At 63.2% G+C, this 26,377-nt stretch carries 22 protein-coding genes; 14 read left to right on the top strand and 8 right to left on the bottom strand.

Annotated elements, in window-relative coordinates:
* Positions 1 to 14: 14 nt before the first annotated feature.
* Positions 15 to 2,462 (bottom strand): acyl-CoA dehydrogenase, encoded by a 2,448-nt coding sequence (locus JWV26_RS00415; protein ID WP_206418109.1) that lies wholly within the window; start codon positions 2,460 to 2,462, stop codon positions 15 to 17.
* A 140-nt stretch (positions 2,463 to 2,602) separates the two neighbouring features.
* On the opposite strand from JWV26_RS00415, the gene JWV26_RS00410 reads away from it, so the two are divergent.
* The 6 genes from JWV26_RS00410 to queF all read left to right on the top strand — a co-directional run bounded on the left by JWV26_RS00410 (position 2,603) and on the right by queF (position 10,408).
* The gene (locus JWV26_RS00410; RefSeq protein ID WP_206418107.1) at positions 2,603 to 3,265 is read left to right on the top strand and encodes a transglutaminase-like domain-containing protein; all 663 of its coding nucleotides are present in this window, start codon (positions 2,603 to 2,605) and stop codon (positions 3,263 to 3,265) included.
* A 154-nt stretch (positions 3,266 to 3,419) separates the two neighbouring features.
* Positions 3,420 to 4,352, top strand: a complete 933-nt coding sequence (locus JWV26_RS00405) for an ABC transporter ATP-binding protein (protein ID WP_072425593.1) — start codon at positions 3,420 to 3,422, stop codon at positions 4,350 to 4,352.
* A complete protein-coding gene (locus JWV26_RS00400) occupies positions 4,349 to 5,143 on the top strand; it encodes an ABC transporter permease (protein ID WP_072425592.1) in 795 nt (264 codons plus the stop codon). The genes JWV26_RS00405 and JWV26_RS00400 overlap by 4 nt, the downstream gene beginning before the upstream one ends.
* Positions 5,144 to 5,308: 165 nt before the next feature.
* Positions 5,309 to 6,331 carry an efflux RND transporter periplasmic adaptor subunit gene (locus JWV26_RS00395; RefSeq protein ID WP_072425591.1) on the top strand — a complete coding sequence of 341 codons (1,023 nt, stop codon included), beginning with the start codon at positions 5,309 to 5,311 and terminating at the stop codon, positions 6,329 to 6,331.
* Positions 6,328 to 9,396 carry an efflux RND transporter permease subunit gene (locus tag JWV26_RS00390; protein ID WP_072425590.1) on the top strand — a complete coding sequence of 1,023 codons (3,069 nt, stop codon included), beginning with the start codon at positions 6,328 to 6,330 and terminating at the stop codon, positions 9,394 to 9,396. The genes JWV26_RS00395 and JWV26_RS00390 overlap by 4 nt, the downstream gene beginning before the upstream one ends.
* A 181-nt stretch (positions 9,397 to 9,577) precedes the next feature.
* Entirely contained in the window at positions 9,578 to 10,408 is an 831-nt protein-coding gene (gene queF, locus JWV26_RS00385; RefSeq protein WP_072425589.1) for an NADPH-dependent 7-cyano-7-deazaguanine reductase QueF, read from the top strand.
* 68 nt (positions 10,409 to 10,476) lie between these two features.
* On the opposite strand, the gene JWV26_RS00380 is transcribed toward queF, so the two are convergent.
* The 3 genes from JWV26_RS00380 to JWV26_RS00370 all read right to left on the bottom strand — a co-directional run bounded on the left by JWV26_RS00380 (position 10,477) and on the right by JWV26_RS00370 (position 12,049).
* Positions 10,477 to 10,743 carry a DUF4404 family protein gene (locus JWV26_RS00380; RefSeq protein WP_021490580.1) on the bottom strand — a complete coding sequence of 89 codons (267 nt, stop codon included), beginning with the start codon at positions 10,741 to 10,743 and terminating at the stop codon, positions 10,477 to 10,479.
* 116 nt (positions 10,744 to 10,859) lie between these two features.
* Positions 10,860 to 11,576, bottom strand: coding sequence for an HAD superfamily inactivated hydrolase PcrP (locus JWV26_RS00375; RefSeq protein ID WP_072425588.1), 717 nt, complete (start codon positions 11,574 to 11,576; stop codon positions 10,860 to 10,862).
* 62 nt (positions 11,577 to 11,638) lie between these two features.
* Positions 11,639 to 12,049, bottom strand: coding sequence for an acyl-CoA thioesterase (locus JWV26_RS00370; protein ID WP_072425587.1), 411 nt, complete (start codon positions 12,047 to 12,049; stop codon positions 11,639 to 11,641).
* Between the two features lie 104 nt (positions 12,050 to 12,153).
* On the opposite strand from JWV26_RS00370, the gene JWV26_RS00365 reads away from it, so the two are divergent.
* Positions 12,154 to 12,858 carry an MlaA family lipoprotein gene (locus tag JWV26_RS00365; protein WP_017679272.1) on the top strand — a complete coding sequence of 235 codons (705 nt, stop codon included), beginning with the start codon at positions 12,154 to 12,156 and terminating at the stop codon, positions 12,856 to 12,858.
* Between the two features lie 56 nt (positions 12,859 to 12,914).
* Here the strand turns inward: JWV26_RS00365 and JWV26_RS00360 are convergent, their stop codons facing one another.
* Positions 12,915 to 13,214, bottom strand: coding sequence for a PilZ domain-containing protein (locus JWV26_RS00360; RefSeq protein WP_196460754.1), 300 nt, complete (start codon positions 13,212 to 13,214; stop codon positions 12,915 to 12,917).
* A 213-nt stretch (positions 13,215 to 13,427) separates the two neighbouring features.
* Here JWV26_RS00360 and rssB point away from each other — a divergent pair, with 213 nt between their 5' ends.
* Positions 13,428 to 14,612 (top strand): two-component system response regulator RssB, encoded by a 1,185-nt coding sequence (gene rssB / locus JWV26_RS00355; RefSeq protein ID WP_072425585.1) that lies wholly within the window; start codon positions 13,428 to 13,430, stop codon positions 14,610 to 14,612.
* An 8-nt stretch (positions 14,613 to 14,620) separates the two neighbouring features.
* Entirely contained in the window at positions 14,621 to 15,103 is a 483-nt protein-coding gene (gene rssC / locus JWV26_RS00350; protein ID WP_026088796.1) for an anti-sigma factor antagonist RssC, read from the top strand.
* A gap of 129 nt (positions 15,104 to 15,232) precedes the next feature.
* Here the strand turns inward: rssC and tal are convergent, their stop codons facing one another.
* Positions 15,233 to 16,159: a transaldolase gene (gene tal / locus JWV26_RS00345; RefSeq protein WP_206418105.1), complete on the bottom strand. Its 927-nt coding sequence runs from the start codon at positions 16,157 to 16,159 to the stop codon at positions 15,233 to 15,235.
* Positions 16,160 to 16,354: 195 nt separating this feature from the next.
* On the opposite strand from tal, the gene JWV26_RS00340 reads away from it, so the two are divergent.
* A complete protein-coding gene (locus JWV26_RS00340; RefSeq protein ID WP_072425583.1) occupies positions 16,355 to 16,654 on the top strand; it encodes a transcriptional repressor in 300 nt (99 codons plus the stop codon).
* Here JWV26_RS00340 and dusA read toward each other — a convergent pair.
* Positions 16,651 to 17,643 carry a tRNA dihydrouridine(20/20a) synthase DusA gene (gene dusA, locus JWV26_RS00335; protein ID WP_196460752.1) on the bottom strand — a complete coding sequence of 331 codons (993 nt, stop codon included), beginning with the start codon at positions 17,641 to 17,643 and terminating at the stop codon, positions 16,651 to 16,653. The genes JWV26_RS00340 and dusA overlap by 4 nt on opposite strands.
* Positions 17,644 to 17,827: 184 nt before the next feature.
* Here dusA and pqqF point away from each other — a divergent pair, with 184 nt between their 5' ends.
* The 4 genes from pqqF (at position 17,828) to nahK (ending at position 25,752) form a co-directional block, all read left to right on the top strand.
* Complete coding sequence (gene pqqF / locus JWV26_RS00330) at positions 17,828 to 20,209, top strand: pyrroloquinoline quinone biosynthesis protein PqqF (RefSeq protein WP_196460750.1); 2,382 nt, start codon at positions 17,828 to 17,830, stop codon at positions 20,207 to 20,209.
* Positions 20,210 to 20,570: 361 nt separating this feature from the next.
* Positions 20,571 to 21,755: a porin gene (locus JWV26_RS00325; protein WP_074915821.1), complete on the top strand. Its 1,185-nt coding sequence runs from the start codon at positions 20,571 to 20,573 to the stop codon at positions 21,753 to 21,755.
* A gap of 261 nt (positions 21,756 to 22,016) precedes the next feature.
* On the top strand, positions 22,017 to 23,180 hold the full coding sequence (gene nosP / locus JWV26_RS00320) for a nitric oxide-sensing protein NosP (RefSeq protein WP_206418103.1): 1,164 nt from the start codon (positions 22,017 to 22,019) through the stop codon (positions 23,178 to 23,180).
* Positions 23,110 to 25,752: a hybrid sensor histidine kinase/response regulator NahK/ErcS' gene (gene nahK, locus JWV26_RS00315; protein ID WP_206418092.1), complete on the top strand. Its 2,643-nt coding sequence runs from the start codon at positions 23,110 to 23,112 to the stop codon at positions 25,750 to 25,752. The genes nosP and nahK overlap by 71 nt, the downstream gene beginning before the upstream one ends.
* 177 nt (positions 25,753 to 25,929) lie before the next feature.
* Here nahK and JWV26_RS00310 read toward each other — a convergent pair whose 3' ends face one another.
* Positions 25,930 to 26,349, bottom strand: a complete 420-nt coding sequence (locus tag JWV26_RS00310) for a GNAT family acetyltransferase (protein ID WP_072425577.1) — start codon at positions 26,347 to 26,349, stop codon at positions 25,930 to 25,932.
* Between the last annotated feature and the right edge of the window lie 28 nt (positions 26,350 to 26,377).

The following is a 26,377-nucleotide window of genomic DNA, read 5'->3' as shown; positions in this document are numbered from 1 at the left end:
ACAAGCGGTTCGACTCAGCGCACCTTGCCGCGGCTCAGCTTGAGCTCTTCCTTGGCAAAGTCGTCAACATCGATCACCCGACGGCGCGCCGCTTCGGCGGCTTGCAGGCGCTGGCCCTGTTCGCCGTCGAGGATGCCGGCAGCGATCGCCGTCTCGATGGCGTCCTGGCCCGGCGCCGGTTGCAGGCTGCCGTCCTTGAGCGCCTGGTGCAGACGCTTGCGCGCATCCTGGCTGGCTTGCACCAGGTTCAGCGCATGTTGCAGGGCTCCTACTGAATCCTGGTCCGCCTGCGGGCGGTAGCAGCCTTCCAGCACCGATTCCAGCGCCGGGTCGCCGGCCTGGCGGCCAATGATCGCGGCCACTTCGGCGTCCAGTGCGTCGCTCGGGCCGTGATGGCGGCGACCCAGCGGGAACACCAGCACTTTCAGCAGGCAGCCGAACAGGCGGTTGGGGAAGTTGCTCAGAAGGTCGTCCAGGGCCTGTTCGGCGTGGTAAAGGTTTTCCTCCATGGCCCAGCGCAGCAGTGGACGGATCGCTTCCGGGTAGTCCAGGTCGTGGTAGCGCTTGAGCGCAGCCGAACCCAGATAGAGATGGCTGAGCACGTCGCCAAGGCGTGCGGACAGGCGCTCGCGACGCTTCAGGTCGCCGCCGAGCAGCATCATGCTGCTGTCGGCGCACAGCGCGAAGGCCGCCGCCAGGCGATTGAGCGCGCGGTAGTAAGGCTGGCTTAGGTCGTCGCCGGGCACCTGGCCCAGGCAGTTCAGAGTCAGCCCCAAGAGGAAGCTGCTGGCGGCGTTGCCGACGGCGAAGCCGATATGGCTCATCAGCAGTGAGTCGAACTCGGCCAGTGCCTGATCCTTGTCCTCGCGGTCGGCCAGGGCCATTTCCTTGAGCACGTAGGGATGGCAGCGGATGGCGCCCTGGCCGAAGATCATCAGGTTGCGCGAGAGGATGTTGGCACCCTCGACGGTGATGAAGATCGGCGCGCCCTGCCAGGAACGGGCCAGGTAGTTGTTCGGGCCCATGATGATGCCCTTGCCTCCGTGCACGTCCATGGCGTGGCCGATGCACTCGCGGCCGCGTTCGGTGAGGTGGTACTTGAGAATCGCCGATAGCACCGAGGGCTTCTCGCCCAGGTCGACGGCGTTGGCGGTGAGGATACGCGCGCTGTCCATCAGCCAGGCGTTGCCGCCGATGCGCGCCAGGGCTTCCTGGATGCCCTCGAAGGCGGCCAGCGGCACGTTGAATTGCTCGCGCAACTGGGCGTACTGGCCGGTGGCGAGGCTGGTGAACTTGGCCGCGCCGGTGCCGACTGCCGGCAGCGAGATGGAGCGGCCGACCGACAGGCAGTTCATCAGCATCATCCAGCCCTTGCCGAGGTACTCCTGGCCACCGATCAGGTACTCCAGCGGAATGAAGACGTCCTTGCCCGAGTTCGGCCCGTTCATGAAGGCAGCGCCCAGCGGCAGGTGACGACGGCCAATTTCCACGCCGGGGGTATCGGTGGGGATCAGCGCCAGGCTGATGCCCAGGTCTTCCTTGTCGCCGAGCAGATGATCCGGGTCGTAGGCCTTGAAGGCCAGGCCGAGCAGGGTGGCCACCGGGCCGAGGGTGATGTAGCGCTTCTCCCAGTTCAGGCGCAGGCCGATCACTTCCTCGCCGTTGTACTGGCCTTTGCAGATGATCCCGGTGTCCGGCATGGCGCCGGCGTCGGAGCCGGCCAGCGGGCCGGTTAGGGCGAAGCAGGGAATATCCTCACCCCGCGCCAGGCGTGGCAGGTAATGATTGCGCTGCTCTTCAGTGCCGTAATGCAGCAGCAGTTCGGCCGGGCCGAGGGAGTTGGGCACCATCACGGTGGAGGCCAGGTCACCGCTGCGGGTGGCCAGCTTCATCGCCACCTGCGAATGGGCATAGGCAGAGAAGCCCTTGCCGCCGTATTCCTTGGGAATGATCAGGGCGAAGAAACCGTGCTGCTTGATGTGCTCCCAGGCTTTTTCCGGCAGATCCATCTGCTGGCCGACCTGCCAGTCGCTGATCATCGCGCAGAGTTCTTCGGTGGGGCCGTCGATGAACGCCTGTTCCTCTTCGCTCAGCTTGGCCTTGGGGTAGGCCAGCAGTTTGTCCCAGTCCGGTTTGCCGCTGAACAGCTCGCCATCCCACCACACGGTGCCGGCTTCGATGGCATCGCGCTCGGTCGCCGACATCGGCGGCAGTACGCGCTGGAACCAGGCGAACAGCGGGCTGGTGAACAGTTGCCGGCGCAGATCGCCGAGCAGGATGAAGGCGGCGACGGCGCCGGTGACGATCCACAGCAGCAGTTGCAACCAGCCCGGTACCGGGCTGAACAAGGCCATGGCCACCAGGTAGGCTGCGGTGATGCCGAGGGCAGGTAGGGCGGCGGTACGGCTGTGGGCCAGGTAGGCGACCCCAAGCAGCAGAACCAGCAACCAGATGACGAGCATGTGCATTCCTCCATGATTCGAGCGGGCGACGCCCCGAGCATAGCCATAAATGGCGGCAGGGGCGGTGAGCTTGGCCGGATCGTCGTGAACGTGGCGCAATCGACGGGATTAGACTGAAGCGAACTTCAGGAGTCCCCGTCATGCAGACCTGTCTACGTCCCGGCCGCTTCATTGACAGTGACCATCCCGCGGTAGTCGAGTTCGCCGAAGGTTGGCGTGGCGCCTCACGAGAACCGATCAGTCAGGCCGTGGCCCTGTATCTCGCGGTACGTGACGAGATTCGTTACAACCCCTATGCCTTCAGTCTCGATGCGCAGACATTGAAGGCCAGCCATGCGCTGGCGAGCGGTGAGTCCTACTGCGTACCCAAGGCCAATCTGCTCGCCGCTTGCGCCCGGCATTGCGGCATTCCCGCGCGTATCGGTTTGGCCGATGTGCGCAATCACCTGTCTACGCCGCGCCTGTTGGAACTGCTGCGCAGTGAGGTGTTCGCCATGCACGGTTACACCGAACTGCACCTGAACGGGCGCTGGGTCAAGGCCACGCCGGCGTTCAACGAGGCGCTGTGCCGGGTATTCAAGGTGGCGCCGCTGGAGTTCGACGGCGTGCATGACAGCGTCTTCCATCCCTACAACGACAAGGGCGAGCGCTACATGGAGTATCTGCATGACCACGGTCAGTTCGAGGATCTGCCCGAGCAACTGTTCTTCGAGCATCTGCGCGTCTGCTATCCGCACCTGTTCGAGACCGGTGCGCTGCAGCTCAGTGGCGATATGCAGCGTGAGGCCAGTGTTATCGACTGAGTCGATAATCAAGATCGGCAGGACGGCCTTTTCTCCGCGCGTCAGGGTCGGTAGGGTGCATGCCAGTAATGAGCGGGCGAAACACGCAGTTGCAATCGAGCGTCTTCGCCCTCATCTATAACGACCTCACTCTCGCGCGGGAAACCCCATCTTCATGAGCTCCGCCCTGACCATTCGCCAGTTGACCAAGACCTACGGAAACGGCTTCCAGGCCCTGCACGGCATCGATCTGGACGTCGCCGAAGGGGATTTCTTCGCCTTGCTTGGCCCAAACGGTGCCGGCAAATCCACCACTATCGGCGTGCTCTCCACGCTGGTTAACAAGAGCAGTGGCACGGTCAGTGTGTTTGGCCATGACCTCGACCGCGAACCCTACGCGCTCAAGCGCTGCCTGGGCGTGGTGCCGCAGGAGTTCAACTTCAACCAGTTCGAGAAGGTGTTCGACATCGTCGTCACCCAGGCCGGTTATTACGGTATTCCGCGCTCGATCGCCAAGGAGCGCGCCGAGCAGTACCTGACTCAGCTCGGCCTGTGGGACAAGCGCGACGTGGCTTCACGTGAGTTGTCCGGTGGCATGAAGCGCCGCTTGATGATCGCCCGCGCTCTGGTGCATCAGCCGCGCCTGCTGATCCTCGACGAGCCGACTGCCGGGGTGGATATCGAGCTGCGCCGTTCGATGTGGAGCTTCCTCACCGAGCTGAACAAGCAGGGCACCACCATCATTCTGACCACCCACTACCTGGAAGAGGCCGAGCAGCTGTGCCGCAACATCGGCATCATCGACCACGGTCGTATCGTCGAGCTGAGCAGCATGAAGGATCTGCTGAAGAAGCTGCACGTGGAGACCTTTCTCTTCGACCTCAAGGACTCCTACAGCTCAGCGCCGACGCTGCAGGGCTATCCGGCGCGCCTGGTCGACCACCACACTCTGGAGGTGCAGGTGGAGAAGAGCCAGGGCCTCAATGCGCTGTTCCAGCAGTTGGCGCAGCAGCAGGTCGAGGTGCTCAGCCTGCGTAACAAGAGCAATCGCCTGGAGGAGCTGTTCGTCTCCCTGGTGGAAAAGAACCTGGCCAAGGTGGCGCAATGACTTCTCAGTACCTCAACAGCGAATTCGCCGCCAACCTGGTGGCCCTGCGTACCATCGTTCACCGTGAGATCCGCCGCTTCGTGCGGATCTGGCCGCAGACCCTGCTACCGCCGGCGATCACCATGGTTTTGTACTTCGTGATCTTCGGCAACCTGATCGGCCGGCAGATCGGCGACATGGGTGGCTTCAGCTACATGGAGTACATCGTGCCGGGGCTGATCATGATGTCGGTGATCACCAACAGCTACGGCAACGTGGTGTCGAGCTTCTTCGGCAGCAAGTTCCAGCGCAACGTCGAGGAGTTGCTGGTGTCGCCGGTGTCACCGCACACCATCCTCATCGGTTTCGTCGTCGGTGGCGTGTTGCGTGGGCTGGCGGTGGGCTTCATCGTCACGTTGCTGTCGTTGTTCTTTACCCACCTGCAGGTGCATCACCTGGGCGTGACCGTGCTGGTGGTGCTGCTGACGGCGACCATCTTCTCCCTCGGTGGCTTCGTCAACGCGGTGTATGCGCGCAACTTCGACGATATCTCGATCATCCCGACCTTCGTGCTGACGCCGCTGACCTACCTGGGCGGGGTGTTCTACTCCATCACCCTGTTGCCGCCGTTCTGGCAGACGGTGTCGCTGGGCAACCCCATCTTGCACATGGTCAACGCCTTCCGTTACGGCATTCTCGGGGTGTCCGACATCCGTATCGGCGTGGCCATCGGCTTCATGCTGCTGGCCACCGCTGTGCTCTATACCCTGTGCATCCGCCTGCTGGTCAGCGGTCGTGGTATGCGTCAGTGACGTTTGCCGCTCATGTAGGAGCGGCTTTATCCGCGATTCTCGCGGCTAAAGCCGCTCCTACAGAATGTGGCGGCGACCGAAAAAACATAGCGAAATAACTTGCGCCCCTGTCAGTAACGCAGCAGCCGGTTAGACTCCGCCTCTACCAAGAAAAAGGGGCTGATCATGACCGTGCTGTTGCGTGCTCTTCCATGGCTGTGTCTGGGCTTGTTCACGACGCCTGCGATGGCTGCCGAAGGGCCAATGGTCGAGATCGTGCCGGTACGGCAGATGGAGGTGCGTGACGAGTTGATCACCTTCGGTTCGCTGCGCTCCGACGAATCGGTGATGATTCGTCCGGAAGTGGAAGGGCGCCTGGCCACCCTGCATTTTCGTGAAGGCCAGGCGGTGACCGCTGGCGACCTGTTGATCAGCCTCGATGATGCCATTGCCCGCGCCGAATTTGCCCAGGCGCGGGCCAATCTTGATCTGGCCGAAAAAAACCACCAGCGCGCGCAGATGCTGTTTCAGCGTGGTGCCAGCAACGCCCAGGCGCTGGACGAGGCGCAGAGCCAGCTGCAGGCCGCCCGTGCCAGTCAGGCCCTGGCCCAGGCGCGGCTCGACAAGACCCAGATCAAGGCCCCTCATGACGGCACGCTCGGCCTGCGCCAGGCCAGTGTCGGTGACTACCTCAGTGCCGGGCAGAACATCGTTAACCTGGAAGTGCTCGACCCGCTCAAGGTCGACTTCCGTGTTCCGCAGAAGGCCGTGGCCCAGGTGCGCCTCGGCCAGACCGTGGAAATCACCCTCGATACCTTCCCCGGCGAGCGCTTTCGCGGCGAAATCTTTGCCATCAACCCGCGCCTCGACGAAGCCGGGCGCAGCCAGGCGATCCGCGCGCATATCGGCAACGATGACCGCCGCCTGCGTCCGGGACAGTTCGTCCGCGTTTCGGTAATTCTCGAGGAGCGGTCCAATGCGCTGGTGATTCCCGAGGAAGCGGTGATGCCGCAGGGTGACAAGCTGCTGGTCAACCTGGTGGTCGATGGCAAGGTCGAACGCCGTGAGGTGACTCTGGGCAAGCGTTTCGACGGCCTGGTCGAGGTGCGTGAAGGCCTGCAGGGCGACGAAACCATCATCAGCGCCGGTTGGCAGCGTGTGCGCGAAGGGCTGGCCGTACGCACCAAGAGCGGGGAGCGTCAGCCGTGACACTCTCCGATGTCTGCATTCGCCGGCCGGTATTCGCCACTGTTCTGTCGCTGATCGTGGTGCTGCTGGGGCTGATGGCCTACGACCGCCTCAATGTGCGTGAATACCCCAATATCGACGTGCCCATCGTCACCGTGCAGGTCACCTATCCAGGGGCCAGCCCGGAGATCATGGAGTCGCAGGTAGCGCAGCCGGTGGAGGACGTACTCTCCGGCATCGAGGGGTTGGACTTCGTCACCTCCATCAGTCGCGCGGAAAACACCCAGATCACCGCGCAATTCCGTCTCGGCCGCAGCGCCGACGAGGCGGCCAACGACGTACGGGACCGCCTCGGCCGAGTACGCAACCTGCTGCCGGACGAGGTGGACGAACCCATCGTGCAGAAGGTCGAGGCCGACGCCCAGCCGGTGATCTGGATCGCCTTTCACAGCCAGCAGCACAGCGCCATGGAGATCACCGACCTGCTGGAGCGGGTGATCAAGGACCGTCTGCAGACCATTCCCGGCGTGTCCGAAGTGCAGGTACGCGGTGCGCGGACGTTCTCCATGCGTATCTGGCTCGACCCGGAAAAGCTCGCTGCGCACAACCTCACCGTGCAGGACGTGGAGGATGCCCTGCGCCGGCAGAACGTGGAGATTCCGGCCGGGCGCATCGAGTCGCGTGAACGTGAGTTCAGCGTGCTCTCGGAGACCGATCTGCGTACCCCGGAGCAGTTCAACGAGCTGATCCTCGACGACTCGCAAGGCTACCTGCTGCGCCTGTCCGATGTCGGCCGTGCCGAAGTGGGGCCGCGCGATGAGCGTACCGTGGTGCGCTTCAACGGTTTGCCGGCGGTAACCCTGGGCCTGGTCAAGCAGGCCACGGCCAACCCGCTGGATATCTCCGATGGCCTCGAAGCGGCCTGGGATGACGTCAAGGCTCTGCTGCCCGACGGCATGAACATGACCGTGGCCAACGACAACTCGCAGTTCATCCGCGAGTCCATCGACAACGTCTTCACCACCATCTGGGAAGCGGTGGCGCTGGTCATCCTGATCATCTTCATCTTCCTGCGTTCGCTGCGCGCGACGCTGATTCCGCTGGTGACCATTCCGGTATCGTTAATCGGCGCCTTTGCCCTGATGTCGCTGATGGGCTTCACCATCAACACCCTGACCCTGCTGGCCATGGTTCTGGCCATCGGCCTGGTGGTGGACGATGCCATCGTCATGCTGGAGAACATCCACCGCCATATCGAGGCGGGGATGAAGCCGATGCAGGCGGCCTTCAAGGGCAGCCGCGAGATCGCCTTCGCGGTGATTGCCATGACCCTGACCCTGGCTGCGGTATTCGCGCCCATCGGCTTCATGCAGGGCACCACCGGCAAGCTGTTCACCGAGTTCGCCTGGACCCTGGCCGGCGCCGTGCTGGTTTCCGGTTTCGTGGCATTGACGCTGACGCCGATGATGTGCGCGGTGATGCTCCGATCGCACCAGCACGAGCAGCGCCATGGCCGCGTGTACAACCTGATCGAAGGCTTCCTCAATGGTCTGACCTACAGCTACAAGCACAGCCTGGACCGTGCGCTGCGTGCCTGGCCGCTGGTACTTGGCGTGCTGCTGGGGGCCTTCGTGATGTGCGCCTGGCTGTTCGGCGGCTTGCGTTCGGAGCTGGCGCCTACCGAGGACACCGGCACCATCGTTGGCGTGTTCAATGGCCCGGACGGCGCCACCATCGACTATACGGCGCGCTATGGCCGTGAGGTCGAGGCCGCTTACGCGAGTATTCCGGAGACCAATCGCTATCTGATGATCGCCGGTTTCCCCACGGTGGCGCAGGGCATCTCCTTCATGAAACTGGAGGACTGGGGCGACCGCTCGCGTACCCAGTTCGAGATTCGCAATGAACTGCTGCCGCAGTTGCAGGACATCGCCGGCATGCGCGTGACCCCGGTCAACCGCCCGCCGCTGGGGCAGAGCGCGCGCAACCAGCCGATCAACTTCGTCGTGCGCTCGTCCATGGAATACGCCGAGCTGCAGGTTTATGTCGATCAACTGATGGAACGCATGCGTGATTATCCGGGCCTGGAGGGGCTGGACAGCGACCTCAAACTCAACTCGCCGCAGCTCAAGATCACGGTCAATCGCGAGCAGGCAACGGCGGTTGGCACCGATGTATCGGTGATCGGGCGCAGCCTGGAAAGCCTGTTCGGCAGCCGCCAGGTGACCCGCTTCAAGCAGAATGGCGAGCAGTACGACGTCATGGTGCAGCTGCAGGATATCGACCGCAGCAACCCGCAGGATCTGGATCGGGTGTATGTGCGTGATCGCGACGGCGGCATGGTGCAGCTGTCCAACCTGATCGAGGTGCGCGAGACGGTGGCACCGCGCGAGCTCAATCACTTCAACCAGCTACGTGCGGTGACCATCAGTGCCAACGTCGGCACCGGATACACCCTGGGCGAGGCGCTCAATCATCTGGAAGTCGCCGCCCGTGAGGTATTTCCGCCAGAGACGCAATACGACTACACCGGCACGTCGCGTGACTTCAAGGAATCCAGCTCGGGCATTCTGCTGATCTTCGCCTTGGCCCTGGCGTTCATCTTCCTGGTGCTGGCGGCGCAGTTCGAGAGTTTCAGTGACCCGCTGATCATCCTGTTCAGTGTGCCCTTGTCGATGGCCGGCGCCTTGCTGGCACTGAAGCTGTTCGGCGGCACCTGGAACATCTATTCGCAGATCGGCCTGGTGACTCTGATTGGCCTGATCACCAAGCACGGCATCCTTATCGTCGAGTTCGCCAACCACCTGCTCCGTGAGGGCAAGGCCCTGCGCGAGGCGGTGATCGAGGCCTCGGTGCAGCGCCTGCGGCCGATCCTGATGACCACCGGCGCCATGGTGCTGGGTTCGCTGCCGTTGGCCATCGCCAGCGGAGCCGGCGCGGAAAGCCGCCAGCAGATCGGCCTGGTGATCGTCGGCGGGTTGCTGGTCGGCACCTTCTTCACCCTCTACGTGATTCCGACGCTGTACCTGCTGCTGAGGCGCTGGGCGCCACTGCGCAAGATCGAGGAGGAGCCGGTGGCGGTCTGACTGGCTTGTGCCGGTGGGCACTGCGGTGCGCGCGGCGCACCCTACGTGTGTAGCAAGGTGGAAAGATCAGCGGCAGTAGGGTGCGCTGTGCGCACCGAGCAAACCCACAGCCCGCTGCGCGTGCGGCGCGGTGGTTAACCCGTTAAACTCGCGCGGTTTTCGCTATTCTGGATTGCCCGTCATGCAGCACCCCGCCGAACATTCCCCGCTGGGCAAGTCCAGCCAGTACATCGCCGAGTACAGCCCAGAGCTGCTGTTCCCCATCTCGCGCACTACCAAGTGGGCGGAGCTGGGTCTGGATGGCGCCAGCCTGCCGTATCAGGGCGTGGACTACTGGAACTGCTACGAGCTGTCCTGGTTGCTGCCGTCCGGCAAACCGGTGGTGGCCATCGGTGAGTTCGCCATCCCCGCAGACTCGCCGAACATCATCGAGTCGAAGTCCTTCAAGCTGTACCTCAACTCCCTGAACCAGTCCGCTTTCGCCAGTTGGGACGAGCTGCGAGCGACACTGGTGCGTGACCTGTCGGTAGTGGCTGGTAAGCCGGTGGCGGTGCGCCTGCGCTCGCTGGTTGAAGTTTCTGAGGAGGGCGTGGCGACGCTGCCGGGTCAGTGCATCGATGAGCTGGACATCAGTGTCAGCCAGTACGATCACCCGCAGCCAGAGCTGCTGCGTTGCGACGCTGGTCGGGTGGTGGAAGAGAGCCTGCACAGCCATCTGCTCAAGTCCAACTGCCCGGTTACCGGTCAGCCGGACTGGGGCAGCCTGGTCGTCGAGTACCGCGGCGCGGCGCTGGATCATGCCAGCTTGCTGGCTTATCTGGTGAGCTTCCGTCAGCACGCGGATTTTCACGAGCAGTGCGTCGAGCGCATCTTCCTCGATCTGCAGCGCCTGCTGCAGCCGCAGTCGCTGACTGTCTATGCGCGCTACGTGCGCCGTGGTGGGCTGGATATCAATCCGTATCGCAGCACCGAGGCGATCAAGTCGGAAAATGGTCGCCTGGCGCGCCAGTAACCCATGAAAAAATGCCGCCAAATGGCGGCATTTTCTTGAGTTGCTCGATGTTAGCCGGGGCGGGGCATTCAGATGCCCATATTGGCCAGGCTCTGCATGATGTTGCGCAGGGTGCCGGCGAGGGTAGGGTGGCTGGCCTCGAAACGTTCTACCGCCAGATTGACGCCATCGACCAGCGTAGCGTCAGGCGCTGAGGCGGCTTCACGAGCCAATTGCACTTCGATTTCCTGGGTCAGCAGGTAAAGCGATGCGCGTTCTTCCTCGCTGAGCGGCGTGTCCTGGGCCAGGTGTTGCTGGAGGGCTTCCAGTTGCTGCTGCAGGTCGCTTGCTGGCATAGAGTTCTCCTTATCGAATCAGCTTAGGCATTGACCCCCAGCTGCGCTGGAAGTTTTCAACCCGTACCTGAAGGTTAATCCAAGCGGGCCGGCTTTGCCTGATCCGAGTCAAAGGCTCAGGGCTTTTCGCCCTTGCTCCGGCGCACGCCGATATCGTCCAGGCTGGCCTCGATTTCTCCCAGATGATCGACCACCGAGTGCACGCCCAGACGATAGAGCTGCAGCGTGGCCTCAGCGCGCAGGTGTTCCTGATCGCTCGCGCTCAGAGCCTGCCAGTCGGCCAGGGCGTAGCCGCACAGTGGCCCGCAGGCAGCCAGGCCGATAGTCCAGCAGCCGGCATTGAGGCCGGCTTGCAGCAGTAGCGGATTACCGCTGACGACTACACAACCGTCCAGGCGCTCGACGTCCAGCTGGCTCAGAGCCTGCCAGCAACTGTCTGGCGCCGGCCATGGCCTGGCCTGACGCGCCAGCACCGCTTCGATGGGTGTGGGCAGAGCTTCGGCCAGGCGCAGACTGGCGTCGGCTGGCAGGTCATCCAGCCAGGCGCAGGGCGTGCCGTTGGCATGCAGGGTTTGCAGCAACTGTGCAGCACCCGGGGTCAGTTCGGCATGTTCTCCGGCCACCTCGCTCAGCTTCTGTTGCAGCGCCTGCAGTTGTGCGCTGGTTGCCGACTTGCCTAACCATGCATCCAGTGCCTGTTGCGGCGTACCGGTCGGGTTCGCGGTTGTGCACTCGGGATGCAGCCGTTGCAGCGCGACAGGTAGCGTGCGGGCGCCGAAGTCGACCAGGCAGCCGGACAGTTGAAAGATCAGGGCGGTGCAGGGGGAGGGCATGGGATCATCCGTGGCATTGGCCTAGGCCAATCTAACGCCGACGGATGACCGTAATGTGACTGCTAGGTGACGTTGAACAGGCCGCGTACATGCTCCGGCAGGGCTACCGATTTGCCACTTTCGTGGTCGATCCACACCAGTTTGCAGTAACCCTCACCGTAGACCGTGAGCGGGTCTTCGGCGGTGGTCAGCCGGTGAGCGATCACCAGGCTGCTGCGTCCCACCGCGCCAGCCCGCAGTTCCACCACCACGGTGGCGGGGTGGATCACCGGTTTCAGGTAGGTGTGCTGGGTTTGCAGTACCACCGGACCGAACGGCACGTTGCTCATGGCTACGCCGGCCAGCTCGAACCAGGCGACACGGGCTTCTTCCAGGTACTGCATGTAGATGATGTTGTTGACGTGCCCGTAGCTGTCCATGTCGCCCCAGCGTACGGGGATGTGTGCCGTGTGCAGCAAGGTTTCGTCGGTCATCGCTTTTCTTCGCTATGCTGCCCAATCAGGGCTCCAGGCTTTATACTACGCGGCATTCGGCCCGCTGGCGGTGGCCACATTATTTTCCTCAAGGAGAGATTTAAATGCATGTGATCGGTGCTCGCTGGATCGCGCGCCTGGGTGGCCTGATGGCCCTCGTCGGCCTCAGCCTGCTGCCTGCGATGAGTCAGGCAGCTTCGGAAGAAGATCCTTGGGAAAGTTTCAATCGCCCCATCTTCCGCTTCAACGATACCGTCGACACCTATGCGCTGAAGCCGATCGCCCAGGGTTACCGGGCTGTCACGCCGCAGTTTCTCGAGGATGGCGTGCACAACGTCTTCGGTAATATCGGCGACGTCGGCAACCTGGCCAACAACCTGCTGCAGGGCAAGTTGCACAACGCCGGCGTCGATACCGGTCGCCTGATCTTCAACACCACCTTCGGTGTGCTGGGGTTCTTCGACGTGGCCAAACACATGGGCCTGCGCAAGAATGACGAAGACTTCGGTCAGACCCTCGGTGTCTGGGGTTTGAACAGCGGTCCTTACCTGGTCATCCCGCTCCTCGGCCCAAGCACCGTGCGTGATGCCACCGGTCGAGTGCCGGACAGCTTCCTGACGCCGTATCCCTACATGGATCACGTACCGACGCGCAACGTCACCCGTGGCGTACAGGTGGTCGACACCCGTGCCAACCTGCTGCAGGCCGAGCGACTGGTCAGCGGCGACAAGTACATCTTCATCCGCAACGCCTACCTGCAGAGCCGTGAGTTCAAGGTGAAGGATGGGCAGGTCGAAGACGATTTCTAAGCCCTGTAGATACGAAAAAGGCGGCCTCTGGGCCGCCTTTTTCGTAAATGCAGATTTCAGCTCATGGAGATGATTGCCAGGCCCAGCGACTGACGACCATCGCCCAGATCGCCTATTCGCACCACCTCGGCCTGGGCGTCGAGCCCGGCGAGTTCGCTGTGCTCTGAGGGGATGTGGACCTTGACCTTGTCGCCCATGCTCAGGGCAGCTTCAGCCTCGATTTGCATGCCGGTACTGGAAAGATCCAGGCACACTGCAGGGATTTCCCGGCCAGCGTGATGGAGGATGACTGCAGCTTCCAGTCGCATGCGGATGTAGTCACGTTTCTCGCTGTACGCTCGATCATTCTGACTCATGGACCCTGTCCTCTTCTTATGAGCTCTCCCGCGGCTCTTATAACCCTCGTCGATTTGACCTGTAAAGCCGCCGAACGACGACCGGTCCCGGCTTGAATCGGCCGGCAGATGGGAGTACCGTCTGCCCCTTGAAATCGCCCTGGCGCCATAGATGCGGCGCCGCGCCATGGGCAGTGACCAAAATTGCCCTGGCGCAGTTTGCCTGGATACCCCATGCACAAAACCAGTGCCACTCTGCTGATCATCGACGACGACGATGTCGTACGTGCAAGCCTCGCGGCCTACCTCGAGGACAGCGGCTTCAAGGTGTTGCAGGCCAACAACGGTTTGCAGGGGCTGGAAGTGTTCCAGCAGGAAGGCCCCGACCTGATGATCTGCGACCTGCGCATGCCGCAGGTCGACGGTCTTGAACTGATTCGACGTATCAACGCGCTGGGTGTCGAGGTGCCGGTGATCGTCGTTTCCGGCGCCGGCGTGATGAACGATGCCGTCGAAGCCCTGCGTCTCGGCGCTGCCGACTACCTGATCAAACCTCTCGAAGACCTGGCGGTGCTGGAGCATTCGGTGCGCCGCGCGCTGGATCGTGCGCGTCTGCGCGTCGAGAACCAGCTCTATCGCGAGAAGCTGGAAGCGACCAATCGTGAGCTCCAGGCCAGCTTGCATCTGTTGCAGGAAGACCAGAACGCCGGTCGTCAGGTGCAGATGAACATGCTGCCGGTGACGCCCTGGCAGGCCGATGGCCTGAACTTCGCGCACCAGATCATTCCGTCGCTGTACCTGTCCGGTGACTTCGTCGATTACTTCCGTATCGACGAGCGACGCATCGCATTCTATCTGGCCGATGTCTCCGGTCATGGGGCGTCCTCGGCATTCGTCACCGTGCTGCTCAAGTTCATGACCACGCGCCTGCTTTACGAGTGGCGGCGTGGCGGTACGCTGCCGGAGTTCAAGCCCTCGGATGTGCTCGGTCACATCAACCGCGGCCTGATCAACTGCAAGCTGGGCAAACACGTGACCATGCTCGGCGGCGTGATCGACGAGGAGAGCGGCATGCTCACCTACAGCATCGGCGGGCATTTGCCATTGCCGATACTGTTCGAGAATGGCCAGGCGCGTTACCTGGAGGGCCGCGGCCTGCCGGTGGGCCTTTTCGAAGAAGCCGAATACGGCGATCTGGTGATGCAGTTGCCTGAGTCTTTCAGCCTGACGCTGCTCTCCGACGGCATTCTCGACCTGTTGCCGGGCGACACGCTGAAAGAGAAGGAATTGGCGCTGCCACAACTGGTTAGCCAGGCTGGCGGTACGCTGGGCGGTTTGCGTCAAGTTCTCGGTCTGGCCAATCTGGGCGAGATGCCGGATGATATCGCCTTGCTGGTGTTGAGCAGGAACCTTGCATGAATCCTGGGATAAGCCCCGGTCGCATCCAATTCGCCGAGCAGGATGGAACCTTCGTCCTGAAGTTTGTCGGTGAAGTCCGTCTGACGCTGTGTTCAGCTCTGGATGCCACGATTGAAAAGATTTTCACCGCGTTGAATTTTTCGGCCATCGTCATCGACTTGACTGAAACGCGCAGTATCGACAGCACGACTCTCGGTTTGCTGGCGAAGTTGTCCATTCTGTCGCGGCAGAAGGTGGGACTGTTGCCGACCGTTGTCACCACCCACGACGACATCACCCGTTTGCTGGAGTCCATGGGTTTCGATCAGGTGTTCAACATCGTCGATCGGCCGATTCCCTGTCCGGATTGTCTGGATGATCTGCCTTCGCAGGATCAGTCCGAAGAGGTGGTGAAGGCCAAGGTGCTGGAAGCGCACCGCATCCTGATGGGGCTCAACGATTCCAATCGCGAGGCCTTTCACGATTTGGTCAGCGCACTCGAGCGGCACTGATCTCCCGCTTTTCTGTAGGTGCGCTGCGTGCACCGATATCTGCCGAGAAAATCCTTGGCGCGCACAGCGCACCCTACCTTCGAACTCGCAATGAAAAGGGGCGTCAGCTTGGCTGACGCCCCTTTTCATTCAGGCCTTGGCGGCCAGCAGGGCTTCGAGTTTCTCCTGGTCGCGTGCGAACAGGCGGATGCCTTCGGCCAGCTTCTCGGTGGCCATGGCGTCTTCGTTCAGCGCCCAGCGGAAGCCGCCTTCATAAAGGCTCTGGCGAGGTTCGCCGGTAGCACCAGGGGCGAGCTGGCGACTGAGCTGGCCATCGTCCTCAGCCAGTTTCTGCAGCAGGTCGGGGCTGATGGTCAGGCGGTCGCAACCGGCCAACGCTTCGATCTGACCGAGGTTGCGGAAGCTTGCTCCCATTACCACGGTGTCGTAGCCGTTTGCCTTGTAGTAGTTGTAGATGCGTTTGACCGACTGCACGCCAGGATCATCGTTGCCTACGAAATCACGGCCCTCGGCCTTCTTGTACCAATCGTAGATGCGCCCCACGAACGGCGAGATGAGGAATATGCCGGCATCGGCACAGGCCTGCGCCTGGGCGAAGGCGAACAGCAGGGTCAGGTTGGTCTGCACGCCGACTTTTTCCAGCTGCTCGGCGGCGCGGATGCCTTCCCAGGTCGAAGCAATCTTGATCAGTACGCGATCGCGGCCAATCCCCGCTTTTTCGTAAAGGCCGATCAGGCGCTCGGCGCGGCGCAGGGTCGCGTCGGTGTCGAACGACAGGCGCGCATCGACTTCGGTGGAAATGCGCCCCGGAATGACCTTGAGGATCTCCTGGCCGACGGCCACCGCGAAGTGATCGCAGGCCAGCCCCAGGTCTCCCTTGCCGGCACTCACTGCCTGGTTCAACAGATCGGCATAGCGGGGCAGGGCCGCCGCCTTGAGCAGCAGCGAGGGGTTGGTGGTGGCATCCACCGGTTGCAGGCGGGCGATGGCGTCGAGGTCACCGGTGTCGGCGACTACGGTAGTGAACTGCTTGAGTTGTTCCAGCTTGGAGGTCATGACGAGGCCTTGTCGTTGCAGATGGCATGACCTTACCCGAGGCGCCGCAAGCGCTCAACGGTCGGGTCACTGACAAAATTTACCTTTTCGGGCTGCGCTTTTCGCTGGCTCGTACGTCTTTAGTAATGACGGTACGTGAGAACGTACCGAAGTCGGTGGAGTCCGACTTTAGACGAGCTGCCAAGGAGCCCGAACATGTCGACCCAAACCCTGCTTTCTCGTTCAGTTTCCGCAGGCCTGGATACGCGTCAGTGCCGTGAGTGGCTGCAGGCCGCCGGGCTGCGCTTCAGCATGCCCAGGCTCAAGGTGGTGGAGGCGCTGTGCAGCGCCAATGACGAAGCGGGTATCTCCGCGCGCGAGCTGCATCGGCAACTGAGCGACGCCGGCGAACCGCTATCGCTGGTCAGCGTACGCCAGGTGCTGCGCCGCATGGAGGAAAACGGTCTGGTGCAGACGACGGGGCGTAGCCGCTACCGCCTCAGCGCGCCGGATTAATGCCCGCGTAGCAGCTCTGCTGCCTGGTCGAGCAGCGCCAGCGGGTCTTGCACCTTGTGAATATCCACCGACAGCAACTGGCGGAAGCGCCGCGCACCTGGGAAGCCCTGAGCCAGGCCGAGCACGTGACGGCTGACGTGATGCAGTGTGCCGCCCTCGCGCAGGTGCTGCTCGACGTAGGGCTTGAGTGCGAGCAGGGCGTCCATGCGGGAAATGCCCGGGTCTTCGGCGCCAAACAGGCGGCTGTCCACCTGCGCCAGCAGATAGGGGTTGTGATAGGCCTCTCGGCCGAGCATCACGCCGTCGAAGGTTTGCAGATGCTGCTCGCATTCCTCCAGCGTCTTGATGCCGCCGTTGAGGATGATCTCCAGATCTGGAAAATCCTGCTTGAGCTGGGCGGCAATGTCGTAACGCAGCGGTGGAATCTCACGGTTTTCCTTCGGCGACAAGCCTTCGAGGATGGCGATACGCGCGTGTACGGTGAAGCTGCGGCAGCCGGCATCGCGCACCTGACCGACGAAATCGCACAGCTCTGCGTAGCTATCACGGCCGTTGATACCGATGCGGTGCTTGACTGTCACCGGGATGCTTGCGGCGTCTTGCATGGCTTTCACGCAGTCGGCCACCAGCGCTGGATGGCCCATCAGGCAGGCGCCGATCATGTTGTTCTGCACTCGGTCGCTTGGGCAGCCGACGTTCAGGTTCACTTCGTCATAACCCTGTGCTTCGGCCATCTTTGCGCAGGTCGCCAGGTCCTGCGGGTTGCTGCCACCCAGTTGCAGGGCAATCGGGTGTTCACACTCGCTGTAACGCAGGAAACGCTCGCGGTCGCCATGAATCAGCGCGCCGGTGGTGACCATCTCCGTGTAGAGCAGGGCATGGCGCGACAGCTGACGGAGAAAGTACCGGCAATGACGATCCGTCCAATCCATCATCGGGGCAACGGAGAAGCGGCGGGACAGAGCGGGGCGGTTGGAATCCTGGGACATGGGGCGCTGTGACGAGCTGAAAAATGGCTGCGTATTCTAACAGCAAGGCCGTGTGGCACGGGCTTTTGTTGCCGGCCATAGGAGGGCTCTACACCAACATGTCGGCTTGCATCGGTCCAAAGCAGCATTGCCGGACCGTGGTGCAATGGGCAAGCTTGGTGACAAGCTGTCCAGAGAACCCTCGATGACTGATCAAGCTCCCATTACCCGGCGCCTGGCCAACGGCGCCGAGCTGCGCGCGCAGCAGCAGCCTTGGGCGCAGCAGGTAGGGGTGTGCCTGCGAGTTGCTGCGGGCAGTCATGACGAGCCGCCGGCCTATCCGGGCCTGGCGCACTTTCTCGAGCATCTGTTGTTTCTCGGTAGCCGCGATTATCCGAGCGACGAGGGTTTGATGGCCTTCGTCCAGCGCCATGGTGGGCTGGTCAATGCCTCGACCCAGGCGCGGCATACCGATTTCGTCTGTGAGCTGCCGGCCGGGCTGTTGCAACCGGCACTGACGCGTCTGCTGGACATGCTCTGCCAGCCGTTGCTGGAGATCGACGCGCAGCTGCGCGAGCGCGAGGTGCTGCACGCCGAATATCAGGCGCGCAGCCAGGATGCCGACAGTCGCATCGATCATGCCCTGGGCCAGGCGCTCGCCGCCGGGCACCGCTGCGGCGCATTCCTGGCAGGGGATCGAAGCACGCTGGCGGTGGAGTCTGCGGAATTTCAGCAGGCGCTGCGTGATTATCACCAGTGCCACTACCACGCCGGACATATTCGCCTGACCCTGGTCGGGCCACAACCGGCCGAGCAGTTGCTGGATATCGCCGAGGCGCTGCTTGGAACGTTACCAGCAGGCGAGGGTGCCGTCTGTTCCGCGCCGCCGGCCGACCTGCTACCGCTGCGAGCGCCGTGCCTGCATCTGCAGCACAGTCGCCCTGGAGTGCACTTGGGCCTTGCCGTACAGCTCGACACCCATGAGCTGAGCGCATCGTTGGGTCTGTTACTGGATGCCTTGCAGGACCCTGCGCCCGGCGGCTTGCTCGACGGCCTGCGCGCACTGCAATTGTGCCGGCAGTTGCAGGCGCGGGTGCTGTATCAGCACGGGGGACAATGCCTATTGCGCCTGGACTTTCCTGGCGCCACCGCGGAGCAGGGCGCCGCAGTGCGCGCGGTCGTACAGAGTTGGGCCGCGCAGCTGCAGGGCCATGCAGATTGGTCATTGCGGCTGCAGCACCAACAGCAGGCAGCAGCGCTCAGGTTGCTTGGGCTCAGCCCGTTGGCGATGGCCAGGGAGCTGCAGTCGCCTGTTCAGGACGAGAGCCATACCTTACGCGATCTGAACGCCTTGCTGGTTTGCGTGGCTCGCGGTGACGGGCTGATCGAATTGCGGTGCGGCGAACAGGTGCGACCCCTGTGGCCGGCGATCGGATTGGATTTGCCATTGCAGACCCTGCCGATGTCATTGCCAACTCCAATTCCGAGCCACCAGTGGCGGCTGCCTGGCAATGATCCGCTGCTGGCCGGCGCTGCCGTGGTATCGGCCGTTTTGCCATTGGCCGCGTTGCGACATCATCCGGGGCAGACCGAGGGTGGGCCGGCCGCGCTTTACTGGCGTGGCCCTTGTTCAGGCGCGGGCGACACGGCGGCCATCGAAGCAGGATTGCTGCTGCGTAGCGCCGATCTGCGCTGGCGCGGTGAGCGGCTTGGCATCGTCAGCCAACTGAGCGTGCAAGCCGCTGGCTGGAGCCTTTCACTGCGCGGGCCGGCAGCGCTGTTGCCGGCCTTCAGTGCCTTGCTGGTGCCGCTGCTGCTGGCCGAGCTCGATCAACCGGCGGAGCCCGCTTCCCAGGGCATGTTGTTGCGGGCGCTGCTGCAGCGTTTGCCGCAGCTCTGCGAACGGCCCAAGGCCTCACGGCTGGAAGGCCTGAGCGTCGGGCTCGGGGCGAGCGAACAGGCACAGTTGGCCGAGCTGTGCGCGGCTGTCGAGGCGCTTGCGGATCTGCCGCCAGTGCCCCGCATCGAGACCGGGGTCGACTGGCACCAGGTCGCGCAGCCGGGTAAGGACGCCGCGTTGCTGCTGTTCTGCCCCTTGCCTGCCGACGATGCCTGCACCGAGGCTGCCTGGCGCCTGCTTGGCCAGGTGTTGCAGGGGCGCTTCTATCAGCGCCTGCGTGGTGAGCTGCAATTGGGCTATGCCTTGTTCGCCGGTTTCCGCCAAATCGAGGGTTGCCGGGGGTTGCTGTTTGCCCTGCAGTCACCAATCTGCGAGGCGGCTGGCATCTTCGAGCATATCCGCGCCTTTCTGGGCGAGCAGCGTCAGTTGCTCGCAGTACTGGACGATACGGCCGTGTCGCGGTATCGCGATGCCTTGCTGCCAGCGCTGAGCCGGGCCATGGCCAATCTGCCGCGTGCCGAGCAGCTATGGCAGCTGCATCTGGCAGGCTTGCCCGAGGCGCACCTGCAACGGGTGCAGCAAGCGCTGGTGGGCCTGACCGCAAACGATCTGCTCCAGGCACATGAGCAACTGCTAAGTGCCTGCGACTGGCGCGTGCTGGCCAGCGGAGCGCCGTCGACGGTCTAGGCTGTTTTCTCTTCAGTGCTCTTTGCGCGCGACTGCGCTCGAATTTCCAACGCCCTTTTTCTGTAGAAGCCCCGACCCGGGGCGAAGCCTTGTGCAGCCGCGCCGCCGCCGTTCGTTGCGGTGTGCGACGCCTGCCGCTTAGTTGCCGGCGCATTTCTACACCCTAGGGCTGGCCCGGTACTAATACCTTTCTCCCGCTACCGGTAGCAGGTCGGTCGCGATCCGGCGGAAGCGCGACGGTAGCGCCCGGCCAAAGCAGCAGCGAATCGCTGCCAAGGCAGCGTATGGCCCGCCGGACCCGCTTTCGATAATCGCCTCCGACACGACTGCCCTGGCGGTCGCCACTCAAGCGGAGAGCGTTATGCACAACAACAAGATCGCCATCACTCGATTTCTGCCCCTGACTCTGGCTACGGCCGTTGCCCTGGCGACCGCGCAGCAGGCCGCCGCCGAGATCGTCCTGTACGACAAGGACGACACCACTTTCTCCACCGACGGCTACATCAACGCCTTCTACGTCAACAGCGACGTGGACCGTGATGGCGAGCAGTTCGACCGTCGCCAGTCGCGGGTGAAGATGGGCTTTCTGCCCAACTGGATCGGCTTCAACTTCGGCAAGCAGATCGATGATCTGAAACTGACCGGCCGCTCGTCCTTCTGGGTCACCATCAACGACAGCGAAACCAATGGCACCGACACCGCTATCGACGTTCGTCAGTTCTATGGCACCGTTTCCAGCCCGGAGTGGGGAGAGGTGCTGGTGGGCAAGGACTTCGGTCTGTTCTCGCGCTCGAACATCTTCCTCGACGAGCTGCTGGCCGGTTACGGCAACGTCTCCGACACTCTCGGCCTGGTGGACGGCAACGGCGTGTCCTTCGGCAACATCGGCACCGGCTACCCTTACCCGTTCCCGACTTCGCAGATCACCTACCGCAACAACAACCTGGCCGAAGGCCTGCGCGTCGCAGTGGGCATCATGGACCCGGTCGACACCAACGACGACAGCGCCACCGGCAAGGCCTACCAGGAAAACCCGCGCTTCGAATCGGAAGTCAGCTACCAGTTCGATGTGGGCGGTTCGACCATCTACACCTGGGTCAACGGCGCCTACCAGACCTCCGAAAACACCGACGACACCGTCGACAAGGTCACCTCCAAGGGCCTTGGCTATGGCGTGCAGGCCAAGTTCGGCGGCCTGTCGCTGACCGGTTCGGGTTTCCAGGCCAAAGGCATCAACCCGTTCTTCACCAACAACCTGGGCGAGCCGACCCTGCGTGACATCGATAGCGACGGTTATCTGCTGCAGGGCTCCTACACCTGGGGCAAGAACCGCGTGGCGCTGTCCTACGGCAAGACCGAGGACGACGGCAACGGCCTGGGCGTGGCGGCGGACTACGAGACCCGCGGCATCGCCTATTTCCGCACCATCAACGACAACCTCAAGCTGGTCGCCGAGTACAACCAGTACCAGATCGACGCCGCCGCCGGCAGCGGTCTGAACGAGGACACCGACACCTTCGCCGTCGGTGCGGTACTCAGCTGGTAAGCGCCGTTGCACAAGGCTGGGCAGGGGGCGACCTCTGCCCGGTCTTTTTTGTTCTATGGCTTCCTGGGCTACTTACGCCGCCCCGTAGGGTGCGCCGCGCGCACCAGCGATTACCGTTCCCCTGAGTCCCACTTGGCGTCCGGCGTACTGCTTCGCGAGTACGCCCTACGGATCTACTACCCAGTACTCAAGTAGCATGGGGTGGCCAGCGCCAGCTTCGTAGAATTTCCCCATGATCAGCAGGTGCATTTGGGGCGTGATATGGCCTTGGAACAGTCGGAGGGCGTGCTTAGCGCCGTCTCCAGCACGAAGGATGTGGAATTGGCCGCCCAGGAACTGGCACGCCAGCTGATCCATCCCTATCTCGGCTTCGTGCTGTTCTTTTGCTCGGCCGAGTACGATCTCGACGGCCTCGGTCAGGCGCTGGAGGCGCATTTCGGCGGCGTCAGCCTGGTGGGCTGTACCAGCGCCGGCGAGATCACCCCGCAGGGCTACGACCGCGGCTGCGTGGTGGCGCTGGGCTTCGACCTGCGCTGTTTCTCCATCGCCAGCGTGCTGATCGACGAGATGGAGCGCTTCAATCTGCTCGATGCACAGCAACTGGTCGATGGCCTGGTGAAGGATTGCCGCAGCAACGAGCTGGCCTCGATCAAGGGCCACAGCTTCGCCCTGACCCTGCTCGACGGACTTTCCAGCCGCGAAGAACTGGTGCTCGGCGCACTCAGTGCGGCGCTGGGCAGCATCCCGCACTTCGGCGGCTCGGCCGGCGACGACAACCACCTGACCCACACTCACGTCTATCACGGCGGGCGCTTCCACAGCGGTGCGGCGGTCGTGGTGCTGTTCAACACCTGGCTGGAATTCGAGGTGTTCAGCACCCATCACATACAGCCCAGTGCGGAAAAGCTGGTGGTGACCCGTGCCGACAGCGCCACGCGCCGGGTGTACGAACTCAATGCCGCGCCGGCCGCGCAGGAATATGCCGAGCTGATCGGCGTGCCGGTCGAGGCCCTGGATCTGCGCGCGTTCGCTGCCTATCCGCTGGCGGTGCGGATCAGCGATCACTACTACGTGCGCTCGATCCAGCAGGTGCATGACGACCTCAGCTTGACCTTCTACTGTGCGGTGGAGAACGGCATCGTCCTCACCTCCATGCACCCTGGCCCCTTGCTGCCGAACCTTGCGCAGCTGTTCGCCGGGCTGGAGCAGCGCCTCGGTCCGCTGCTGCTGACCATCGGCTGCGACTGCTTCCTGCGCCGCCTGGAGATCGAGAACGATGGCGGCGTCGAGTCGGTCGCCACACTGCTGCGTCAGCAGCGGGTGATCGGCTTCAACACCTACGGAGAGCAGTTCAATGGCATGCACATCAACCAGACCTTCACCGGTGTCGCCATTGGCCGACCTATTGGACGTGGCGAACGCTGAGCTGCAGGCACGCCGTACGGCGCTGGAGCAGGAAAACGCCAAGCTCAAGCGCATCAACGCCGCGCTGATCGAGCGGGTCGAGTCGATCCATTCCCGTGGCGATGACGCCTACGCGGCCTTCCAGCATTCGGTGGTGCTGTCCGAGCAGGTGCGCGAACGCACCGATGCGCTGAACCAGGCGATGGCCGAACTGAAATCCAGCAACCAGCTGCTCAGCGATGCGCGGTTGCGGGCCGAGACCGCACACCAGCATTTGATCGACGCCATCGAGAGCATCTCAGACGCCTTCGTGCTGTTCGATGATCGCCAGCGCATCGTCCTGTTCAACAGCCGCTTCAAGGCGCTGTGGGCACGCAGCCGCGCGCGCATCGGCACGGGCACGCGGCTGGAGGAGATTCGCCGGCTGAGCCGCAGCACCGGCCTGGTGGTGGAGGCGCAGTTGGGCAAGGAGGGCGAGCCGAGCCTGTTCCGCCTGCAGGACGGGCGCTGGGTGCAGGTCAGCGAACGACCTACCCGCGAGGGCGGGCTGGTGATCCTCTACACCGACATCACCGAGGTGAAGCAGAGCGAGGCGCTGCGCCGCGAACAGGCCCTGGCGCAGAAGTCGCGGCTGCTGCAGCGCGCGGTCGACAACCTGTCGCAGGGCATGGCCATGGTCAATGCCGAGGGCGCGCTGGAGTTGTGGAATCACCGTTTCCTCGAACTCTGCGGCCTGGCGCCGATCAATGCCCATCGGCCGTTCGCCGAAGTGATGGCGGAAAGCGAACTTGAGCCGCTGACCCCGGACAGCCGCGATGCCGCCGGCAAACCGCTGCGCCAGGTAGAGGTGCGCCTGTTCGACGGGCGCATGCTGGAAGTGCGCACCCATCCGCTGCCTACCGGCGGCTTCGTCAACACCTTCACCGATATCACCGAGCGTCATCGCCAGGCCCAGGCGCTGAGCGACAGCGAGCGCTGGATTCGACTGATCACCGACCACGTGCCGGCGCTGATCGCCTATCTGTCGGCCGACCTGGTCTACGAATTCACCAACAAGGTCTACGAGGAATGGTACTGCTGGCCGCGCGGCGCCATGCTCGGCCAGAGCCTGCGCGAAGTGCACAGCGAGGAGCATTGCCAGCGCCTGGAGCCCTACGTCGAACTGGCGCTGTCCGGTGAGAGCGTGACCTTCGAATTCGCCGAAACCAACCACAACGGCCAGGAACGCTACATGCTGCGTTCCTACGTGCCCAACCGCCAGGCCAGCGGCGAGGTGGTCGGTATCTTCGTGCTGATCCGCGATATTACCGAGCGCCGTCGCACCGCCGAGGCGCTGCACCAGGCCTATCAGCATCTGGAGCAGCGCGTGCGTGAGCGCACTGCCGAGTTGACCACGGTGAACGACCAACTGCGCCGCGAGATCGACGAGCGCACGCAGATGGAGGCGCGCCTGCGCGAAGCCAAGGGCGAGGCCGAGCAGGCCAATCTGTCCAAGACCAAGTTCCTCGCGGCGGTCAGCCATGATCTGTTGCAGCCGCTCAACGCGGCGCGGCTGTTCACCAGTGCCTTGTTGGAGAAGAAGGACCTTTCCGGCTGCGCGCCGCTGGTACGTAATGTCAGCAACTCGCTGGAAGACGTCGAGAGTTTGCTGGGTACACTGGTGGATATCTCCAAGCTCGATGCCGGGGTGATCAAGCCGGATATCGCGCCGTTCGCCGTCAGCGAGCTGCTGGAAAATCTGGCCGCCGAGTACCACCAGATCGCCCGTAGCGAGGGCCTGCGTCTGGACTACCTGCCCAGCTCGGCGCTGGTACGCAGCGACGTGCAGCTGTTGGCGCGGATTCTCCGCAACTTCCTTAGCAACGCCATTCGCTACACCGCCAGCGGGCGCATCCTGCTGGGCTGCCGGCGGCGCGGCAACAGCCTGTCCATCGAGGTCTGGGACACCGGCATCGGCATCGCTCAGGACAAGCTGGTGGAGATTTTCCAGGAGTTCAAACGCGGCGATAACGTGCAGCGCAAGCAGGATCGCGGCCTGGGCCTGGGCCTGGCGATCGTCGACAAGATTGCGGGCATGCTCGGTCACCGTATTCGCGTGGCATCGCAGCAGGGCAGGGGATCGATGTTTGCCGTCGAGGTGCCGCTGACCCGCCGCGCGCCGCGTGTGCGCACTGTGCAGGACAGTCCGGATCAGTTGCTCGAACGCCTCAGCGGTGCGCGGGTCTGGGTGCTGGATAACGATGCGGCGATCTGCGCGGGCATGCGTACATTGCTCGAAGGTTGGGGCTGCCGGGTGGTTACCGCGCTGAGCGAAGAAGATCTGGCGCGCCAGGTGGACAACTACCACGCCGAAGCCGACCTGTTGATCGCCGACTACCACCTCGATGACGAGCGCAATGGCGTCGACGCCGTGGCGCAGATCAATGCTAGACGTAGCACGCCGCTACCGGCGCTGATGATCACCGCCAACTACAGCAACGAACTCAAGCAGCAGATGCGCGAACTGGGCCACAGCCTGCTGCACAAACCGGTGCGGCCGATGAAGCTGAAGGCGGCGATGAGTCACCTGATGGAGCGCGGGGCGGGGGCTTGAAACCCGGTGCGCACGGCGCACCCTACGATGTACTCGCATGACGCCAACCGCGCAGGCGGCCTCGATCCCGTAGGGTGCGCTGCGCGCACCGAAGCTGGCCCGTAGCCCGGATGCAATCCGGGAAGGATCATGCCGTTCTGCCCCGGATTGCATCCGGGCTATGATGCGGGCGCGCAGTCAATCATCCGCGATCAATCGCTTGCCCAGGCTGACCGAGGCATCGACCTTGTAGCCAAGCCGCTCGTAGAAGGCCAATGCCGCGGCGTTGGTGTCGCGTACCTGCAGGCTGAGCTTGGGGCAGCCCAGGGCCAGCAACTGTTCTTCGATATGTGCCATCAGCTGACGGGCCAGGCCCTGCTGGCGTTGCTCGGGGCACACCGCCAGGTAGTTGACCCAGCCGCGATGGCCTTCGTAGCCGGCCATGGCCGAGGCCACCAGCTTGCCGTCGATCTCACCCACCAGAAACAGCTCGGGCTGCACCTGCAGCTTGCGCTGGATGTCCTTGTGCGGGTCGTTCCACGGGCGGGTCAGGTCGCAGCGTTGCCAGAGATCGACGACGGCGGCTTCGTCAGCTAGCCGGAAGGGGCGGATGTGCATGGTGGACTCCAATCGGTGAGGCCGCCGT

The sequence above is a fragment of the Ectopseudomonas toyotomiensis genome (genome assembly GCF_017167985.1).
Taxonomy (GTDB): domain Bacteria; phylum Pseudomonadota; class Gammaproteobacteria; order Pseudomonadales; family Pseudomonadaceae; genus Aquipseudomonas; species Aquipseudomonas toyotomiensis.
This window is presented reverse-complemented; position numbering and strand designations above follow the sequence as displayed.